The organism is Streptomyces sp. NPDC048462 (genome assembly GCF_043200175.1).
Lineage (GTDB): Bacteria > Actinomycetota > Actinomycetes > Streptomycetales > Streptomycetaceae > Streptomyces.
The window spans coordinates 48006-63302 of sequence record NZ_JBICXG010000017.1 but is presented as its reverse complement, the minus strand read 5'-3'; the positions used below and the strand labels follow the sequence as shown (position 1 = coordinate 63302).

The following is a 15297-nucleotide window of genomic DNA, read 5'->3' as shown; positions in this document are numbered from 1 at the left end:
TGAGCCCCCCTCCCCTGATGCCGTCAGCCGGTGACCTTGATGTCCGAGATCTTGCCCCGGAAGTTCCCCTCGCTGCTAGGGGGCAGCTGGGTGAGCCAGACCAGAAGGTACCGCGCCTGTACGGGCTCGCCAGGCTTGAGTGCCACGTTTGTGCCCGAACCTTCGGCAACCTTGGTGAAGCTGTCGGGCATCGTCGGTGCGGTGGCGTCGCCGGAGGTGCGCAACTCGGTCGACGTGGTGCCGTCCAGGAACGTCACGTCCACCTTGCTGACCTGTTGAACCTTGCCGAGGTCGAGCAGGACCCCGACGCCCTTCTTCAGCCTGCCGAAGTCGGCGGTGTAGTAGCTGTCGGTGTGCCAGTACGTGCTCGTGTCCCCGTCGTAGACGTGATCTATGTCCTGGGGCTTCTCGGACCCGTCGCCGAGCGGGTCGAAGTCCTTGGCGCTGACGATCTGGACGGGCTTGTTCTTCTCGACCGGCGGGGCTTCGCCGTTCTCCGGGTTGCTCTGCGTGGTATCCGGGTCGCCCGATTTGTTGTCGTGGTCCAGGAGGGTCTCGGCGAGCTGCCAGCTGCCGAGACCCAGTGCGGCGATGAGCAGTGCGGAGACGGCCCACTTGAGCGCCTTGCCCGTGCGGCTCTGGAGCGGGGCAGGCGGTATGGCGTGCACGGACTGGGTGGACGCGGAGCCAGGGCCGGCAGGACGCCCGTAGGTGCCCTGCTGGTAGGTGGTCCGCTGGTACTCGGGCGGTGCGGTGAACGTGGGCTCGGGCGGGCGGATGCGCGGCATCGCAGCGACGGCCTTGGCCAGTTCGTCCGGGGTGGTGCACGGCTGTTCCTGGCGGGAGGCCGTGGCGCCGTCGTTGGCGAGCGCCCGCATGGCGATCTCGGAGAGGCCGCGGTGGACGCCTGCCCGCACCTGGTCGGGTGCGATCAGGCCCACGCCCTTGGGGAGCCCGGTCAGGCCGTAGGCGTCGCTCTCGTAGGGCCAGCGCTGGGTCAGCGCGGCGTAGAGCAGGGCGCCGATCGCTTCGGTGTCGGCGCGCTGGGGACCCTCGGAGGTGATGCCGCGCAGTGCGGCGTTCACCGCGAGGCCGCGGATCCGGTACTGACCCGAGGAACTGCGGAGCACCGCGCCGGGAGTGAGCCGCAGATGGGCCAGCCCCTCGCGGTGCGCGGCCGCCATGGCCTGGGAGATCTGGCTGACGAGCTGGTAGGCGTCGTGCGCGTCCATCGGTCCCGCGCCCAGCAGGGCGGTGAGCTCCGTGGCGTCCGGAAGCCATTCGTGGACGACGTAGACGAGGTCGTTCTCCTCCACGGCGTCGAGGACCTGCACGAAGCGGGGGTCGCCGAGCAGTGCGGAGGAGCGGGCCGCGGCCAGCACGGAGCGGGCTCGTGGGTGGTCGGCGGGGAGGAGATGGACACCCACCGCGCGACGCAGCTTCTCGTCGACGGCACGCCAGCTGCTGAACCCGTCCAGACGGGTGACGCACTCCTCCAGCCGGTAGCGTCCGGCGAGTTTGTGACCGCTGTGCAGATCGGGGGAAGAAATGGTGACGTCGGAGTCCGCCGGTTCGTCCACCGCTTCCTGGGGGCCTGCGCCCGTTGGGTCCTGAGGTTCTGCCGTGCCGTCGGTCGTGGTCTCGTCCGCCTTGGCGGACAGCGGCTTGTCACCGCTGTTGTCGGCCACGTCAACGGCAGCCGTGCTACGTTCCGCCACCGTCGTTCCTGCCTCCCCATCCGTTGCGCGATGCCAGCCAGCTCTGCACAGTCACGCCAATTGTGCCCATACTCCGGCACCATGCACGACACACAGAGACCGGAGATGGTTGTGCGGGCCGGTGATCTTCAGCGGCCGAGCCGTCCCCGGATCATGCCGACCATGCCGTTGATCTCTTCGATCCGCATCCGCTTCGCCGCGACGACGAAGACTCCCAACAGCACGATCCCACCGCAGACCAGCGCCAGAAGCGAGCCCGAGGCGCCGTCGCCCAGCGCGTGGAGCAGACCGAATCCCACACCGCCGCCGAGCAGCGCCGCAGGGATCGCGGCGAGGCAGAGGCGGGCGTAGGTACGCAGGACGTGGGCGCCGTCCAGATCGCCGCCCAGACGGTTCCGCAGCCGGCGCCACGCGATCCCGACCCCTACGGCGTAGGCGAGGCCGTACGAGGCAGCCATGCCGACCACGGCCCACTGGGCGGGCAGGGCGACGTAGCAGATGGCCGAAGCGGCCGCGTTGACCAGCGCGACGATCACGGTGTTGTAGAAGGGCGTGCGGGTGTCCTCATAGGCGTAGAACCCTCGCAGCACCACGTACTGCACCGAGTAGGGGATCAGCCCGAGGCCGAAGGCCATCAGGATGTAGCCCATGGAACGTGCGGCCTCAGGGCCGGTGGAGGCGTACAGCAGGGTGGAGATCGGTACGCCCAGGGCGAGGAAGGTGAAGGCGACCGGCACGATGGCCACAGCGGAGTTGCGCAGGCCCTGCGAGATGTCGTCGCGGACCGCGCCCGGGTCGTTGTCGTGGGCGGCACGGGAGATACGGGGCAGCAGAGCGGCCATGACCGAGACGGTGATGATCGCCTGGGGCATGCCCCAGATCAGCTGGGCGTTGGAGTAGGCGAGGAACCCGGCGCCGTTCCTGCCGGACTCCTTGCCGGCGGAGGTCGCGAGCTGCGTGACGACGAGGACACCGGCCTGGTTGGCCAGGACGAACAGGACCGTCCACTTGGCCAGCTTGACCGTCTTGCCGAGCCCGTGACCCCTCCAGTCGAAACGCGGGCGGAACCGGAATCCGGCCTCGCGCAGGTACGGGATCATGGCGAGGGCTTGGACGATCAGGCCGAGCAGGGTGCCGATGCCCAGCAGCCGCACGCCCTCCGGCGGGATCGTCTGAACGCCCATGTGGGATTCGTGGGAGGTGCCGTAGACCCAGATGAACATGCCGAAGGTGAAGATCATGACGATGTTGTTGAGGACCGGGGTCCACATCATCGCGCCGAACTTCCCGCGGGCGTTCAGGATCTGGCCCATCACGACGTGCACACCCATGAAGAAGATGGTGGGCAGGCAGTACCGGGCGAAGGTGATGGCCACGTTGTTCGCGGCCGGGTCACTGGCGATCGTGTCCGACATCAGCCGGATGAGCCAGGGCGCGGCGAAGACCGCCAGGGCGACGATCACGCCGAGTGTGACCATCACGAGGGTCAGCAGCCGGTTGGCATAGGCCTCGCCGCCGTCCTCGTCGTCCTTCATGGAGCGGACGAGCTGGGGGACGAACACCGAGTTGAGGCCGCCGCCCACGGTGAGGATGTAGATCATCGTCGGCAGCGTGTAGGCGATGGTGAAGCTGTCACCGAGCAGGGCGGCACCGAGCGCCGCGGTGATCACCAGGCTGCGTACGAATCCGGTCAGCCGTGAGACGAGGGTGCCGGCCGCCATGACCGCACTGGACTTCAGCAGGCCGGAGGCCCGGCCGCCGCCACCGGACTTCGGCGGGACGGGAGCCGGGGCCGGCTCGGGCCGGGCAGGGCCGGGGGAGGCGGCAGGGCCCTCCTGGTCCCTGAAGAGGTGGGCGAACGCGTCGGGCTCGTCGCGCCCCGCCGACGCCTGGGTGACGAGGTCGTCCACGCCGACGAACTGGGTGGTCGCCGCGTCGTCGCCGTACGGCAGGTGCCGGGACGGGCCGTCGGGCTCGGGCGGCGGGGTCTGTGCCCAGATCCGCGGGTCGGGCGCGTACGGGGCGGCAGGCGGCTGCTGGTAGAGCGGCTGGGGCTGCTGGTAGGTGCCGGGAGGCGGCGGCGGATGCGCCGCACGGTCGTACAGGGCCTCACCCACCGGATCCTGCGCCGAGAGGTCTTGGGCCCGGTAGGGGTCGTAGTCGTACGCGGCCTGCAGATACGGATCGGGTGCCGGTGGCACCTCCTCCGGCCCAGGGGGCACCGGAGGACCGCCGGAAGACCCAGCTCCGCCCGTACCCTGACCGCGGTCACCGTCGTACGGCGCGTTCATCGAAACCCCACCTCATCGTCCCCGGCCGACCGGCCACGACAGACATCGCTCAACGGTCCACTTTCTCACCCGTGCCCGACGGCTCCGTGCTTTCGGGACCGGTGTCCGGCGTCGGGTCACTCGGCTGCTCGGGTTCACTGCCGTCGTCGCCCGCCGCGCCGCCCGCGTTGGCACGCTTGCGATGTGCATACATCCTGATGCCGGCGAGGACCAGCAGCAGCAGTCCGCCGGCGATCACGAGAAGTACGGTCGGCGTCAGCTCTGACACCTTCACGGTGAAGTTCATCTCCGAGCCGTACGGTGTCCCGTCCTCGGTGTACAGCTGGGCGGTCATCTGGACCTGGCCGTTGATGTTGGCCGCGGCGTCGAACTTCACGGACTGGCTGTGACCGCCGGCGATCTGGATGGGCTGTTCCGACACGGCACCGTCGTCGTTCAGCTTGAGACGGGTCGCGTTCTCCGACCTCAGCCGCAGCACCAGGTGGTCGACGTCCTGCAGCAGTCTGTTCTGCACCGTCACCGGGATCGTGGCGCTCCGGCCGGACAGCGTGACATCCGACTTCGAGATCAGCTGGACCTCGTTGACGAGCCCCTGCAGGTAGGTGCGCACGGAATCCCGGTACTGCTGGGCCTCCAGGGGCCTGCCCCGCCACGACGTCGACATGGAGCGGTTGACCGCGTTGCCGAAGGGGGTCACCACTCGCTCGGGCTGGGTGAGGATGACCTGGAAGTTGTTGAGCGAGGCCTGGGTGGACTTGATGTCCTGGAAGGCCTGCGTGGGCAGCTCCTGGCTGCGCAGCTTCTTCGGGTACCGGGACGTCGGGGGGACCCGTGTGGTCGCCTTCGCGTCGGGCTTGGCCTCCGCCGCCTGGACCAGCCCCTGGGACTGCGTCCAGCGGTCGTCGTCGAGAGTGTGCAGGGCACGGGCCATCGTCTGGGCCTGGGCGACCGTCGGCATCCGCTGGGGTGCGACGACGACGCTTCGGTCCTTGTCCGTGTCCTGCTCGGCCAGGGAGAGCGTGAGGGCGAGGAACTTCTGCACGGCGAGCGTGGAGTCCCCGGCCTTCGTCATATCGCCCTGGAAGGCGGTGGAGAGCCGGGAGTCGGAGACCACCGCGGTCGTGCCGCCGCCGATCGGCCGGGGGGCGGTGGGCGTGTAGACCAGGCCGCCGTTCTCCTGGAGGCTGTCGCTGCGGGAGATCACGTTGTGGGCACCGGCGGAGGTGGCGACATCCACGATGGACGGGTCGATGGCACCGTCGACCGGCCATGCGAAGTCCGTGGACGGCTTCAGGTGCAGGATCGTCTGCACTGTCGTGACGGCCACCTCGCTGGCGTTCTGGAGATGGCTCAGGGTGCCCGACACGTTCTTGCCGCGGTGCGCGATCGATGCCAGATCGGGATCCCCGAACGGCAGCGCGATGACCTTGCCCTCGGTCACCGCCGCTTCGAGCGCGGTCAGCCACTGCTTGGCCACGTTCTGATTCGTACCGGCGATCGTGGTGTCACCGGACTTGACCCGGTAGTCCCGGGTCATCGCGTCGACACTGGCCAGCAGGTCCGGATCGATGACCCAGGTCACCGGCAGCTGGCTGCCCAGCGACACCATCTGCTCCAGGCGACCGCCCGGAGCGATCTCGGCAGCAAGGTCGTCATCGGCGAACACCGGGGTCTGCTGGGAGTCGGAGCCCGTCTCCGCGGTGAGGTGCGCCGCTGCGATCAGGGGCCAGGCGTAACTGATCCGGGGCTTGGAGTCGCGGTCCTCGCTCTGCCAGGGGAGGAACGTCCGCTTGATCCCGAGCACCTGGTCGTACAGGGCATGGGGTGTCCGGCCCGACAGGGTGACGCCGAGCTGGTACACGCCGTCGTCACCGAGTCCCAGCTTGCTGACGGGCACGGACAGGGTGAAGTCCTGGCTGATCCCGGAGGGGAGCTTGGCGATCTTGACCGTGTACTTGCCGCCGACCGGAGACGGATCAGCGCCGGGCAGGTATCCCGTGCGCCGGTTGGCCGCGTCGATCGAGGTCCTGCTGAAGAGCCGGGGCCCCACGCGCAGATCCACCTGGGCCGCGGTGACGGTCTCCTTGCTCTTGTTGGTCAGAGTGCCGGAGACGGTGAGGGTGTCCCCCTTCACCGGGGCGCTCGGAGTCAGCGTGTCCAGGGATACCGCGACCGTGCCGGAACCCGTCGGAGCCTTCGTGCCGGAACCCGTCGGGGCCTTGTCCGCCACGCCGGCCTGCGCCGCCGGGGCGGCCGCCCCGGCCAGCAGGGCGGCGATGAGTGGCGCCCCTACGAGCACGGCGGCTGTGCGCCGGAGCCACCGGCGGGCAGGAGAGGGATTCATCCCCTGGAAGTCTGCCGCCTCGGCCACGCGCCTACCCGTCCCTCGTCGTCGTGAGCTGCTGTCGATCGTCGTCCGTTGCTGCGTCCACGCATGGTAACGATGTGCGCGGGGGCTAAGTGCTGGGGAGTACGGCACATGATCGGGAGAGTCTCGCAGGGCTGAAGGAAACCATGACGTCCGGGCCGGTCCGGGCACGTACCCTTTTCTGTTGTGCCGAATGCCAATGAAGACAACGCCAGTGTCCTGACCCAGGTGCAGCACCGCGCAGTCAGTGAACTGCTCCGGGTGTCCCCGGTCGCCGACGATCTCGCCCGCCGATTCCAGGATGCCGGATTCAGTCTCGCCCTGGTCGGCGGCTCGGTCCGGGACGCACTTCTGGGCAGGCTCGGGAACGACCTGGACTTCACGACCGATGCCCGTCCCGAGGACGTCCTGAAGATCGTCCGGCCGTGGGCGGACTCGGTGTGGGAGGTCGGGATCGCTTTCGGCACGGTGGGTGCCCAGAAGGACGGCTACCAGATCGAAGTCACCACATACCGGTCCGAGGCGTACGACCGAACCTCGCGCAAGCCGGAAGTTTCCTACGGTGACTCGATCGAGGACGACCTCGTACGCCGTGATTTCACGGTCAACGCGATGGCTGTCGCGCTGCCGCAGAAGGACTTCATCGACCCCCACGGTGGCATCGAGGACCTGGCGGAGCGTGTCCTGCGCACCCCTGGCACCCCTGAGGAGTCCTTCTCCGACGATCCGCTGCGCATGCTGCGCGCGGCACGATTCGCCGCGCAGCTGGACTTCGAGGTGGCTCCCGATGTGGTCACGGCGATGACGGAAATGGCGGGCCGGATCGAAATCGTCTCCGCCGAGCGGGTCCGTGAGGAGCTCAACAAGCTCCTGCTCTCCTCGCGCCCCCGGAAGGGACTGGCGCTCCTTGTCGACACCGGACTGGCGCAGCAGGTCCTTCCCGAGCTCCCCGCGCTCCGGCTCGAAAGTGATGAGCATCACCGTCACAAGGATGTGTACGAGCACTCCCTGACCGTTCTGGAGCAGGCGATCGACCTGGAGGAGGACGGCCCGGACCTGGTTCTGCGTCTTGCCGCCCTGCTTCATGACATCGGCAAGCCGAGGACTCGGCGCTTCGAGAAGGACGGGCGGGTCTCGTTCCATCACCACGAGGTGGTGGGCGCCAAGATGGTCAAGAAGCGGATGACCGACCTCAAGTACTCCAACGACATGGTCAAGGACGTCTCGACGCTGGTGGAGCTGCACCTGCGCTTCCACGGGTACGGGGACGGGGAGTGGACCGACTCGGCGGTCCGCCGCTATGTGCGTGATGCGGGTCCTCAGCTGGAGCGGCTGCACAAGCTCACGCGCTCGGACTGCACCACGCGGAACAAGCGCAAGGCGGCCGCTCTCTCGCGGACCTACGACGCGCTGGAAGAACGCATCGCGCAGCTGCAGGACAAGGAAGAGCTCGATGCGATCCGGCCGGACCTGGACGGCAACGAGATCATGCAGATCCTGAGCGTCGGACCCGGACCGGTCATCGGCAAGGCGTATGCGTTCCTGCTGGAACTGCGCCTGGAGAACGGCCCCATGGAACATGGCGAGGCTGTCGCGGAGCTCAAGAAGTGGTGGGAATCGCAGAGCTGAGCCTCGCGAAGACGGTAGGGCTGTGATGGCTGCCGGTCATGTTTCACGTGAAACATGACCGGCGGTGCGTATGTCGAGGGGCGCTGTTTCACGTGAAACAGCGCCCCTCGATCCGTCTCGCTTGCCGATCCGGAGGATCAGCCTCCCGGCTTGATCGGCATGAGGCAGAGCACCACGCTGCTCCGGCTCTTCCGGCTGCCGGAGGTCTCGGTGTACGCGACGTACTTCTCCGCGTCGCAGAGATCGGTGTCGGAGGAGTCGTCGTGTACCGCGGCGACCCTGAACTCGGCGGCATTCGAATCGCAGTCAGCGGAGTTCATGTCCGGGCTGAGGTTGGTGCCCTTGTTCTCCAGACAATCGCCGACCGCTGCGGCCTTGGCGTCGGACTCGAATATCTTGTCCCAGCCGAACTTGAGCCCCGCCAGCGCGCCGAGAGCCACCACGATGATGATGATGTTGCGCGCCGCGAGGAAGGCCTTCTTGCCGCCGGACATGTTCCGCGGCGGGCCCTGCGGGGGCATCCCCTGGGGCGGCATGCCTTGTGGGGCCGGGCCGCCGGGCTGACCGCCCCAGGGCTGCTGCCCCTGATGCGGCGGGTAGGGCTGCTGAGGCGAGCCGTATCCCTGCTGCTGCGGCGAGCCGTACGCCGGCTGCTGCTGGGGGTAGCCGTATCCGGGCTGTTGCTGCTGGGGGTAAGGCTGTTGGGGAGGCTGCTGCCCGTATGGTCCAGGGCCCTGCTGAGGCGGATAGGTCATGCGCGTACCCCCGTGAATCATGCACAGTTTTCTTTTGACGCGCGCACGCTATATGACCTCACCGGCTCGGCTCCAGCGGAACAGGGTCATGGCCACCAGGGCGTAGAGCGCGGCCACTCCGGTCACGACTGCGGCCGACCTGCCGTCAGGAGGCAGCATGAGAGCGGCGGCACCGGCCGCGCCGACGAAGGCCACGTTGAACAGCACGTCGTAGAGCGAGAACACCCGGCCGCGGAAGGCGTCGTCCACCGAGGTCTGCACCACCGTGTCCGTCGCGATCTTCGCCCCCTGGGTGACGAGCCCGAGCACGAAGGCGGCGACGAGCATCGGCGTGGGGGTGAACCAGAGCCCCAGCGCCGGCACGAGGACGGCTGCGGCCGCCGTGCACACCGTCATCCAGCGGAAGCGGCCGAGCCGTGCCACGGCCCAGGGAGACAGCACCGCCGCGGCGAAGAACCCCGCACCCGACACCCCCACCGCCAGCCCGAGCAGTGCCAGTCCGTCCGACTCGGTGTCCGCCCAGGCGTACCGGCACAGCATCAGGACCGTCACCGTCAGCGCCCCGTAGCAGAAGCGGATCACCGTTATGGCGGCCAGCGCCCGCGCGGCGTGCTTGCGTTCCGCCAGATGGCGCAGCCCGGCGCCGAGTCCGTGGGCAGTCGTGGCCAGAGCCCTGCGCAGGGGGAGCGGGCTGCCGGCCCGCTCCGGTCCGAGGAGCCCGGCGGCAAGGGTCAGGGACGCCACCGCCGAGGCGAGGTAGAGGGCCGCGCCCAGCAGCACCACCGCCGCGTCGGAGTCCGCCAGCAGCAGCCGTACGACGAAGGCGAGGCCGCCGCCCGCCGTCGCGGCGAGGGTGCCCGCGGTCGGGGAGAGGGAGTTGGCAAGGACCAGCCGTTCCCGGTCGACGACGCGCGGCAGCGCGGCGGAGAGACCGGCCAGGACGAAGCGGTTGACGGCGGTGACGCACAGGGCCGAGGTGTAGAAGAGCCAGTCCGGTGCGGAGCCGAGGATCAGGAGCGCCGTGCAGCACGCGAGCCCGGCGCGCAGCAGATTGCCGTAGAGGAAGACCTGGCGGCGGGGCCAGCGGTCCAGGAGTACTCCGGCGAACGGCCCGATGAGCGAGTAGGGCAGCAGCAGCACGGCCATGGCGGAGGCGATGGCGCCCGCCGATGTCTGTTTCTCCGGGGAGAAGACCACGTGTGTCGCGAGCGCCACCTGGTAGACGCCGTCGGCCGACTGGGACAGCACCCGTACGGCCAGCAGGCGGCGGAAGTTCCGAAGGCGCAGGAGAACGCGCAGGTCGCGCACGACGGGCATGGGAGCAAGGGTCACACACGTTGAGGGTCCCCGGGCGGATTGCCCGGGGACCCTCAACGGTGCGGAGCCCGGGAGCGATACCGCTCCCTGCTGTGCCGCGCCGACGTACCTGGGGCCTCCTGGCCGGATTCGGCCTGCACCGGAGAGGAGACCCTGTTCAGGTGGCGTCAGTTGGAGACGTCGCCCCTGATGAACTTCTCGACGTTGTCGCGGGCCTCGTCGTCGAAGTACTGGACCGGCGGGGACTTCATGAAGTACGAGGACGCGGAGAGGATCGGGCCACCGATGCCGCGGTCCTTGGCGATCTTCGCAGCGCGGACGGCGTCGATGATGACACCGGCCGAGTTCGGGGAGTCCCAGACCTCGAGCTTGTACTCCAGGTTCAGCGGAACGTCACCGAAGGCGCGGCCCTCGAGGCGCACGTACGCCCACTTGCGGTCGTCCAGCCAGGCCACGTAGTCCGACGGACCGATGTGGACGTTGTCCGCACCGAGCTCGCGGTCACGGATCTGCGAGGTGACGGCCTGCGTCTTGGAGATCTTCTTGGACTCGAGGCGCTCACGCTCGAGCATGTTCTTGAAGTCCATGTTGCCGCCGACGTTCAGCTGCATGGTGCGGTCCAGGACAACGCCCCGGTCCTCGAACAGCTTCGCCATCACGCGGTGCGTGATGGTGGCGCCGACCTGCGACTTGATGTCGTCGCCGACGATCGGGACACCGGCCTCGGTGAACTTGTCCGCCCACTCCTTGGTGCCGGCGATGAAGACCGGGAGGGCGTTGACGAACGCGACCTTGGCGTCGATGGCGCACTGCGCGTAGAACTTCGCAGCGACCTCGGAGCCGACGGGCAGGTAGCAGACCAGGACGTCGACCTTGCGGTCCTTGAGGACCTGGACGATGTCGACCGGGGCCTCGGTCGACTCCTCGATGGTCTCGCGGTAGTACTTGCCGAGCCCGTCGTGGGTGTGGCCGCGCTGGACGGTCAGTCCGGCGTTCGGCACGTCGCAGAGCTTGATGGTGTTGTTCTCGCTGGCGCCGATGGCGTCCGAGAGGTCGAGGCCGACCTTCTTCGCGTCGACGTCGAAGGCGGCGACGAACTCGACGTCCCGCACGTGGTAATCGCCGAACTGGACGTGCATCAGGCCGGGCACCTTGCCGGCCGGATCGGCGTCCTTGTAGTACTCGACGCCCTGGACCAGCGAGGCGGCGCAGTTGCCCACGCCGACGATGGCTACGCGAACCGAACCCATTCCGGTTGCTCCCTGTGTGTAATGGATGTTCCTGATGAGCCCCCGCGGATCTGCGGGGATCTCACTTGGCGGTGTCGCCGGACGGATCCGGCGGGTTGTTACCCCGCCGGGGCAGGCCGTCCGGCTCTCCTGCGGTGTTCTGCTGAGCTGAGCCCTCGGGCGAGGACCGTCGCTGATCCCGTCCCGACCGCTCGCTCTCGATGAGCTCGTTCAGCCAGCGCACTTCGCGCTCCACGGACTCCATGCCGTGTCGCTGAAGCTCAAGTGTGTAGTCGTCGAGACGCTCACGGGTGCGGGCCAGAGAGGCGCTCATCTTCTCGAGACGCTCCTCCAGCCGGCTGCGACGGCCTTCCAGCACCCGCATCCGCACCTCGCGCTCCGTCTGACCGAAGAAGGCGAAACGAGCAGCGAAGTGCTCGTCCTCCCAGGAGTCGGGGCCGGTTTGCGAGAGCAGCTCCTCGAAGTGCTCCTTACCTTCCGCCGTCAATCGGTAGACGATCTTGGCGCGGCGTCCTGCCAGAGAAGAGGAAGGGGCCGCCGCCCGGCCGGAGCCGGTCGGAAGGTCCGGCGGAGCGTTTCCAGGCTCCTCGATCAACCAGCCGTTGGCGACCAGCGTCTTGAGGCAGGGATAGAGGGTCCCGTAGCTGAAAGCGCGGAAGATCCCCAGCGAGGTGTTGAGGCGTTTACGCAGCTCGTAGCCGTGCATCGGAGACTCGCGGAGGAGTCCGAGGACAGCGAACTCGAGGATGCCGGAGCGTCTGCTCAACCTCGCCTCCTCCTTCTCCGTGTGCCTTGTCCGTCCCTGCGCCGGGCTGGTATGCCGGGCCGATGTACCGAGCTGATGTATCGACTCGATACATCAGCACGATAGATCGGAGTCTCTGCTGGGGCAAGGGGGGCCTTAGTGAACGGCGTCACATCACTAATTCTTAGGAACCGACTTGCGTAATTTGAGGTGAAGTTCGGTCCAAGGAGGGTTTTGACCGTGCGTAGTCTGTCCGGCATGCAGACCACCGGGAACCGTGTGACGCCCGACCGCGTCAGTCTTCGCGGACTGACCGGACGCGCTGCGGACGTGCCCGTCGCAGGGCTGGTCCGTAATTCGGGGGGACCGGATCTCAACTGCCGCTTCCAGGCGTTCTCGCCTGCCCGAGGAGTAGTCGTTCGATGAGCGAGCACCGTCGCAAAACGCCGCAGCCGCAAGACGGCGGGCGCGCAGCGACCAGACGAGCCACCCAACAGTCCTCAGGACGCCGCGGGGCACCGTCACGCAGCGTCAGTGCTGAGTCACCTTCCGATGCGCACGACGGGGATACCCCGTACGGCGGACGTGCCGCCGCGAGACGGGCCGCCCAGCGCGGTTCCGGCGGCCGCGGTGGTTCCGACGGCGGAGGACGGCGCCGGGGTGGCGGTGACGACGGGGCCGAGGGCCCCGGCAGGGGCCGCGGGCGTGGGAATCAGCGCCCGGTCAAGAAGCGCTTCATCGACTACCCGCGCGCCGGTAAGCACGGCGTACGGCGCTGGGTACCGTCGTGGAGGCTGGTCTCCAGCCTGTGCATCGGCTTCCTCGGCCTTCTGATGGGCCTCGCCGGTCTCGCGTACGCGATGGTCGCCAAGCCTGAGGTGAACGACGCCGCGAAGGCGGAGAACAACGTCTACTACTGGTCCGACAACACGCAGATGGTCGCGACCGGTGGTGCGGCCAACCGCCAGGTCATCGCCTACGAGCAGATCCCCGAAGCGATGCGCAACGCGGTCATCTCGGCGGAGAACAAGTCCTTCGAGCACGACAAGGGCATCGACCCGATGGGTATCGGCCGAGCCGTGTGGAACATGGCCAAGGGCGGCCAGACGCAGGGTGGCTCCACCATCACCCAGCAGTACGTCAAGAACTCGCGGCTCTCCCAGGACCAGACCCTGAGCCGGAAGTTCGAGGAGCTCTTCATCACGCTGAAGGTCGGCAAGCAGGAGAGCAAGAAGGACGTCATGGCCGGGTACCTCAACGTCTCGTACTACGGACGGGGCGCTTCAGGCATTCAGGCGGCGGCCCGTACGTATTACGGCAAGGACGCCACGGACCTGGACCCGAGCGAGTGCGCCTTCCTCGCGACCCTGCTCAAGGGCGCCAGCTACTACGACCCGGCAGGTGCTCCGGACGTCGACCAGGAGCAGGCGACGGCCGCGAAGAACACGGACCGGGCGAAGAAGCGCTGGCGGTGGATCCTCGACGAGGAGTTCAAGGACGGCCGGCTGTCGAAGGCCGATCACGACAAGTACCAGAAGTTCCCGATGCCCAAGCCTCTGAAGAAGGACGCCCAGCTGGGCGGGCAGACCGGCTACCTGGTCGAGCTCGCCCGGAAGTACTTCCTGGCCAATAACGACCGCGGCGTCACCGCCGAAATGCTCAACCGGGGCGGGTATGAGATCCACACCACCTTCGACAAGAAGAAGGTCGGGCAGCTGAACAAGGCGGTCAAACGGGTCTACGACAAGAACATCGACCCCAAGAAGCGCCCGGACAAGGACACCCACGTCCAGTTCGGCGGCGGGTCCGTCGATCCGGAGACCGGCGCCATCAAGGCGATCTACGGCGGCAAGGACGCGACCCAGCACTACACCAACAACTCCGACGCGACCGGCGCCGCGGTGGGTTCGACCTTCAAGCCGTTCGTACTGGCGGCCGCGATGGAGTACGGCAAGCGGGACCCCGAGCTCGGTGCGGACCAGGACGACTCGGAGCGCGAGAAGGTCTCGCCGCTGAGCATCTACAACGGCGACAACAAGCTGAAGATCAAGAAGTACAACGGCGACATCTGGACCAACGAGAAGGGCGAGGAGTGGCTGCAGACCAACGACGGCAACCACTCCGAGGGCAACGTCACCCTTCGTAAGGCCATGCAGGTGTCCGCCAACTCCCCCTACGTCCAGCTGGGCATGGACGTGGGCACCGACAAGGTCAAGAAGGCGGCCATGGCGGCCGGTCTCAAGGACGACCGCCAAATGGCGAACTCGAACGTTCCGTCGTTCTCCATCGGTACGTCCTCGCCGAGCGTGATCCGGATGGCGGGCGCGTACGCCACGTTCGCGGCCAGCGGCCAGCAGCGCGAGCCGTTCTCGGTCACCCAGGTGAAGAAGCTCGGCAAGGTGATCTATCAGCACGAGACGGTCACCAAGCGCGCCTTCGACAACGTCGTCGCCGACAACGTGACCGACGTGCTCAAGAACGTCGTCGAGAAGGGTACGGGTACGCCTGCCAAGATCCCGGGCCGCGATGTGGCGGGCAAGACGGGTACGACGGACGACAACCTCTCCGCCTGGTTCGTCGGCTACACCCCGCAGCTCTCGACGGCGATCAGCATGTACCGGCTGGACGACAACGAGAAGCACAAGGGCCGCAAGTTCGAGAAGATGTACGGCACCGGCGGTGAGGAGAAGATCCACGGCGCCTCGTTCCCGGCCCAGATCTGGCACGACTACATGGCCGAGGCCATGAAGGGCCAGAAGGTCGTGGACTTCCCGAAGGCGGAGCCGATCGGCGAGAAGGTCTACGGAGGCGGCGCGAGCAGCCCCAAGCCGACGCCCAGCTACACACCGCCGCCGAGCCCGTCCACGACCCCGTCCGACACGCCCCCGCCCAGCCCTTCGTCCACGCCTTCGTCGACGCCCGACCCGACGGAGAGCTGCGGCACCTGGGACTGGGACTGCCAGAACGACAACGGCGGTACATCCGACGGCGGGGAGAACGGCGGCACCGATCCCACCACGACCGGCGGGGACAACGGCGGGGACGACGGCGGTACGACCGGCACCTCGGACGGGACGACGGCGGGCAACGGTGATCCCGGCGGCACCAGTCCGCCCCCCGACGGGGGCAACGGCGACATCTTCGGTGGCCCGCCCGGGTAGCGTCCGGCCGGCAGTGGCCTCCGCCCGGCCGGCAGGCCGGCGCGAGGCAGTCCGACAGCCATG

9 protein-coding genes are annotated in these 15297 nt (G+C 68.0%); 2 read left to right on the top strand and 7 right to left on the bottom strand.

What is annotated here, in order from left to right; genetic code table 11:
- Window positions 1-23: 23 nt before the first annotated feature.
- From ACGFU6_RS26005 to ACGFU6_RS25995, 3 genes are all read right to left on the bottom strand, one after another.
- The gene (locus ACGFU6_RS26005; protein ID WP_393614297.1) at window positions 24-1718 is read right to left on the bottom strand and encodes a protein kinase family protein; all 1695 of its coding nucleotides are present in this window, start codon (window positions 1716-1718) and stop codon (window positions 24-26) included.
- Window positions 1719-1846: 128 nt separating this feature from the next.
- Window positions 1847-4009, bottom strand: a complete 2163-nt coding sequence (murJ, locus tag ACGFU6_RS26000; protein ID WP_393614296.1) for a murein biosynthesis integral membrane protein MurJ — start codon at window positions 4007-4009, stop codon at window positions 1847-1849.
- A 49-nt stretch (window positions 4010-4058) separates the two neighbouring features.
- Window positions 4059-6380 carry a DUF6049 family protein gene (locus ACGFU6_RS25995; RefSeq protein ID WP_393614294.1) on the bottom strand — a complete coding sequence of 774 codons (2322 nt, stop codon included), beginning with the start codon at window positions 6378-6380 and terminating at the stop codon, window positions 4059-4061.
- 183 nt (window positions 6381-6563) lie between these two features.
- On the opposite strand from ACGFU6_RS25995, the gene ACGFU6_RS25990 reads away from it, so the two are divergent.
- On the top strand, window positions 6564-8006 hold the full coding sequence (locus ACGFU6_RS25990) for a CCA tRNA nucleotidyltransferase (RefSeq protein WP_393614293.1): 1443 nt from the start codon (window positions 6564-6566) through the stop codon (window positions 8004-8006).
- 137 nt (window positions 8007-8143) lie between these two features.
- On the opposite strand, the gene ACGFU6_RS25985 is transcribed toward ACGFU6_RS25990, so the two are convergent.
- The 4 genes from ACGFU6_RS25985 to ACGFU6_RS25970 form a co-directional block, all read right to left on the bottom strand.
- Complete coding sequence (locus ACGFU6_RS25985) at window positions 8144-8761, bottom strand: hypothetical protein (RefSeq protein ID WP_393614291.1); 618 nt, start codon at window positions 8759-8761, stop codon at window positions 8144-8146.
- 48 nt (window positions 8762-8809) lie between these two features.
- Window positions 8810-10078 carry an MFS transporter gene (locus ACGFU6_RS25980; RefSeq protein ID WP_393614289.1) on the bottom strand — a complete coding sequence of 423 codons (1269 nt, stop codon included), beginning with the start codon at window positions 10076-10078 and terminating at the stop codon, window positions 8810-8812.
- A gap of 167 nt (window positions 10079-10245) precedes the next feature.
- Entirely contained in the window at window positions 10246-11328 is a 1083-nt protein-coding gene (locus tag ACGFU6_RS25975; protein ID WP_393614287.1) for an inositol-3-phosphate synthase, read from the bottom strand.
- 61 nt (window positions 11329-11389) lie between these two features.
- Window positions 11390-12094, bottom strand: coding sequence for a PadR family transcriptional regulator (locus tag ACGFU6_RS25970; protein ID WP_123524853.1), 705 nt, complete (start codon window positions 12092-12094; stop codon window positions 11390-11392).
- 401 nt (window positions 12095-12495) lie between these two features.
- Here ACGFU6_RS25970 and ACGFU6_RS25965 point away from each other — a divergent pair, with 401 nt between their 5' ends.
- Entirely contained in the window at window positions 12496-15234 is a 2739-nt protein-coding gene (locus tag ACGFU6_RS25965; protein ID WP_393614285.1) for a transglycosylase domain-containing protein, read from the top strand.
- The last annotated feature ends 63 nt before the right edge of the window (window positions 15235-15297 follow it).

What these genes read in the sequence shown, in the direction of transcription:
- murJ (WP_393614296.1), bottom strand. Translation starts at nt 4,009, where the DNA reads ATGAACGCGCCGTACGACGGTGACCGCGGTCAGGGTACGGGCGGAGCT.
- ACGFU6_RS25975 (WP_393614287.1), bottom strand. Translation starts at nt 11,328, where the DNA reads ATGGGTTCGGTTCGCGTAGCCATCGTCGGCGTGGGCAACTGCGCCGCC.
- ACGFU6_RS25985 (WP_393614291.1), bottom strand. Translation starts at nt 8,761, where the DNA reads ATGACCTATCCGCCTCAGCAGGGCCCTGGACCATACGGGCAGCAGCCT.
- ACGFU6_RS25965 (WP_393614285.1), top strand. Translation starts at nt 12,496, where the DNA reads ATGAGCGAGCACCGTCGCAAAACGCCGCAGCCGCAAGACGGCGGGCGC.
- ACGFU6_RS25980 (WP_393614289.1), bottom strand. Translation starts at nt 10,078, where the DNA reads ATGCCCGTCGTGCGCGACCTGCGCGTTCTCCTGCGCCTTCGGAACTTC.